The organism is Streptomyces sp. NPDC054840, from assembly GCF_053611065.1.
This window is the reverse complement of the sequence record NZ_JBSGZP010000639.1, coordinates 1-4,180: the sequence shown is the minus strand read 5'-3', so window position 1 is coordinate 4,180 and position 4,180 is coordinate 1. Positions and strand designations below refer to the sequence as shown.

Sequence of the window (4,180 nt, the reverse complement as noted above, 5' to 3'; positions counted from 1 at the left end):
GCGGGGCCACCGGCGCGCTCGCGCTGCGCTGGGAGCGGTACGGGGCCCGCTGGGCCGACCGGGTGCTCTGCGTCAGCGACGCCGAACGCCGCGGGGGCGAGACCGAGGGGATCACCGCCCGTTGGGCGGTGATCCGCAACGGCGTGGACCTGGACCACTTCCGCCCCGGCGGACCGGACCCCGACCGGGACCGGGACCGGGCCCGCGCCGAACTGCCGCTGCCCGCGGGCTTCCCGGCCGACGGGCCGCTCGCCGTCTGCGTGGGCCGGATCTGCCTCCAGAAGGGGCAGGACATCCTGCTGCGGGCCTGGCCCGAGCTGCTCGCCACCGTCCCCGGAGCCCGCCTCGCCCTGGTCGGGGACGGCCCCGACACCGAACGGCTGCGCCGCAACGCCCCACCCGGAGTGCACTTCGCGGGCTCCGCCGCCGACATCCGACCGTGGCTTCGGGCCGCCGATCTCGTTGTACTGCCGTCGCGGTGGGAAGGCATGGCGCTCGCCCCGCTCGAAGCCATGGCCTGTGGCCGCCCGGTCCTGGTCTCCGACGTCAGCGGTGCCAGGGAGAGCCTGCCGCCGGGCCACGGACGCCTGTGCCTGGTGCCGCCGGAGGACCCGACGGCCCTGGCCGAGGCCCTGGGATGGCTGCTCGCCGAGCCGCGGCTCCTCGCCGAACTCGGGGAACAGGCCCGGCAGCACGCCCGGACCGACTTCGACGTGCGGCGGACCACGGACGCGGTCACCGGCCTGTACCACGAACTGCTGGGCCGGCCCCGGCCCTTGAACCAGGAGCGCATCAGCCGATGACGATGGACAGCGCACGCGCCCGGCACACCGGGCAGGGCGGCACGGGGCCCGTCGGCGGAGGCGCCTTCGCGCCCGCGCACCCCGCGGCGGCCCGCCGTTCGGCGACCGCCATCCCCCCTCCGCGCGGGCCCAGGACCGACCAGGCACGCTCCGCCGTACGCCCCCGGCGCGTCCGCCGTCGCGGCCGCGTACTCCCGCTGCTCACCGCCGACGCGCTGGCCGCCGTACTCACCGCGACGACCCTGCCCGCGGCGGCGCCGCCCGTCCTGTACGCGGCGCCCGTCCTGCTCGCCGCGCTGCACGCGCGGACCGGGCTCTACCGCCCGCTGCTCGCCCCCTCCGCACTCCTCGAACTGCCCGTGCTGGCCGCGCGGTCCACCGTCCTGTGGTGCTCGGTCGCCGCCGTCACGGCCGCCGCCGACCCGGCCCGGGCCATGGGCTGGAGCGCCCTGCTCACCGCTGTCTGCCTGCAGGCCGTACTGGCGTGCGCGGGCCGCGGCCTCGTCAACCAGCTCCACCGCCGCTCGGCCGTACGCCGCCCCGCCTCCGCGTTCGTCGTCGGACCCGGCGCCGGGGCGGGCGCGGTGGCCGCCGCCCTGCACGGCCGCCCCGAGTTAGGGCTGCGCCCGGTCGGACTCATCGACACCGCGACACCCGCCGAGGGCGACGGGGGCGCCCTGCCGCTGCTCACCACCCACGAGGACATCCGGCGGGCGGTCATCCAGAACTCCGTGGCTCACGCGGTGTTCACCCGCCCCCCGGAGGCCGACGAGCGCACCGCCTCCCTGGTTCGCCTCTTCCACGACCACGGCTGCCGACTGTGGCTCGCCGACCCGGCCGGCACCGCCAAGGTCACCGGCATGGGGGTGGCGCAGCCCGCCGACCACCTGTGGGGGTACGCCGTACAGCCGCTGCTGCCGCGCCCGGCCCGGCCGCTGGAGCGCTGGGCCAAGCGGGGCCTCGACACGGTGCTCGCCCTGATCGCGCTGCTCGCCGCCGCACCCGTGATGGGGGCGTGCGCGCTGGCCGTCCGGGTCTGGGACGGGCCGGGGGTGATCTTCCGGCAGGAGCGGGTCGGCCTGTACGGGCGCCCGTTCACCCTGCTGAAGTTCCGTACCCTGCGCGCCGACGCGCACGAGGCCGCCACCCGCTGGACCGTCGCGGGTGACCGCGGGATGAGCCCCGTCGGCTCCTTCCTGCGCAAGTCCTCGCTGGACGAGCTGCCGCAGCTGTGGAACGTCGTACGCGGAGACATGGCCCTGGTCGGCCCGCGCCCCGAACGGCCGTTCTTCGTCGCCAAGTTCTCCACCGTCCACCCCGGCTACGAGGCCCGGCACCGGATGCCCGTCGGCATCACCGGCCTCGCCCAGATCAACGGCCTGCGCGGGGACACCTCCATCGAGGACCGGGCCCGCTTCGACAACCACTACATCGACACCTGGTCGCTGTGGCAGGACCTGTGGATCCTCGCCCGCACCGCGGCCTCCTTCTTCCGCTTCCGGCTGGGGGGCAGCTGATGAGTCTCGCCGTACCGGGCCGGTGGGTCCGGCCGGACGTTCCGGGTCTGCTGCGCCGGCACTGGCCGCTGCTGCCGTTCGCCGCGACCGTGCTGTTCCTGCTCGCCCCGCTCCCGGCGGGCGACGCCACCGCCTCCGGGAAGGTCGGTCCGGCCGACGCCGCCTCGCTGCTGTTGGTCCTCGTCTGCGCGGTGCAGGCACTGCGCGGCCGGGTGCGGGAGCTGACCCCGCTGGGCGTGCTCGTGCTCGGGGCGCCGGCCGTGGGCCTCGCGGTCGCCACGATGACCGCGGGGGAACCGTACGCCGCCCTGCCCGGCTTCGTGCGCTACCTGCAGGTCTTCGTCCTGGTTCCGGCGGCCGTGGTGCTGCTGGTGCGCGACGCCGCGGAATTCCGGCTGGCCGCCGGGTGCTTCGTGGTCCTGGCACTGGGGCAGGGCGCGGTGGGGGTCGTGCAGTACGCCACCCACACCGGGGCCTCGTACCAGGGCGAGGACGTCCGGGCCGTCGGTACCTTCGGCCCCGGTGACGTCATGGGCATGGCCACCGTCGTGGCCTACGGGCTGATCGTGGCGACCGCCGCCGGGCTCGCTCCGGGCCTGCCGCGCCGCCTGCGGCGGATCGCCGGCGGCTGCGCGCTCGTGCTGGTGCTCCCGCTGGTGCTGTCCTTCAGCCGGGGCGCGTGGATCGCCACCTTCGGCGCGGCGGTGCTGGTGATGGCCTTGGCCGGGATCCGGCGGGCCTTGAAAGTGGTCGCCGCGCTGGCGGCCGCCGGGGTGGTCCTGGTCGGCGGGTTCGGGGTCGGGTCGGAGATGGTCGCCGAGCGGCTCACCTCCATCACCCAGGTCTCCAGCGCCCCCGACCAGTCGGTGACCGACCGCTACACGATGTGGGCCGCCGCCGAGTCGATGTGGCGCGAGCGGCCGGCGGTCGGGGTGGGGCTCAAGGGCTTCCCGGCCAACCGGGACGGGCACGCCTCGCTGGGCCTGTCCTCCGGCAGCGACACCGCGGGCGCCGGCCAGGCGTACCTGCGCCAGCCCCTGCTCTCCCCGCACAACATGTACCTGCTGATCCTGAGCGAGCAGGGCCTGATCGGGCTCATCGCACTCGTGGGCGGCTGGGCGGCGCTGCTGGTGGCGGGGCTGCGCCGGCTCGGGGCCTGTGCGGGTGCGGGTGTGCGTGTCGGTGCGCGGGATTGCGGGCTGATCGCGATCGGGCTGTTCGTGTGGCAGCTGATCGACTTCCTCTACGCGGACATCGGCGGGCCGTCCACCGTGCTGACCGGAGTGATCATCGGCCTGGCGGCCTGGTGGGCGCTTCCCTCCCGGGAGCCCGGTCCCCTGCCGGGGGCCGCCGCGGACAAGGAGTCTTCCGCCGGTGCGGGTTCACGGGGCAGGGCCCCCGGGGTTGCGGCGCGCCCGTGACGGACACCACGCCTTGGCGGCCAGCCTCCGGCCCTCCGGCCGGGGCGGGCCACGCCCGTGTCCCGGGCCCCGCGGACTCCGGCTTCACCGGCTACCCGCTGAGTGCGCCCCGGCCCGGAGGTCCTGCGGCCCCTGGCGGGTCCGGCACTTCGGGCTTCGCGGATCCCGCTTCGTTCGCCGGGCGTTCACGGAGCGCGCCGCCGCCGGGGCGGTCCGGGGGAGTCGCCGGCGCGCCGGGCCCGACGGATCCCGGGTTCGTGGCCGGAGGCCTCCCGGGGGGCGCACCGGAGGCCCGCAGGCCCGTGTTCGGCTCCGCCGGGTATCCGGGAGGAGCCTCGGGCCGGCACAGCCTCCGGGTGGCGGCGCGAGCCGCGAGCGGCGCCGCCGACGCCCCCGAGGACCGGCCGGGCGAGCAGTCCGAGCCCGCCACCCTCGGCGG

General features: G+C 76.6%; 4 protein-coding genes. All 4 read left to right on the top strand.

What is annotated here, in order from left to right; translation table 11 throughout:
- Positions 1-803 (top strand): glycosyltransferase family 4 protein (locus ACWGIU_RS31350; protein WP_453711496.1); only part of this gene is annotated, 803 nt, incomplete at its 5' end.
- Positions 800-2,320, top strand: coding sequence for an exopolysaccharide biosynthesis polyprenyl glycosylphosphotransferase (locus ACWGIU_RS31345; protein WP_453711494.1), 1,521 nt, complete (start codon positions 800-802; stop codon positions 2,318-2,320). The genes ACWGIU_RS31350 and ACWGIU_RS31345, both read left to right, overlap by 4 nt.
- Positions 2,320-3,741 (top strand): O-antigen ligase family protein, encoded by a 1,422-nt coding sequence (locus ACWGIU_RS31340; RefSeq protein WP_453711492.1) that lies wholly within the window; start codon positions 2,320-2,322, stop codon positions 3,739-3,741. Before ACWGIU_RS31345 ends, ACWGIU_RS31340 begins: the two co-directional genes overlap by 1 nt.
- A 257-nt stretch (positions 3,742-3,998) precedes the next feature.
- The coding region (locus ACWGIU_RS31335; RefSeq protein ID WP_453711490.1) for a hypothetical protein at positions 3,999-4,180 on the top strand (182 nt) is incomplete at its 3' end.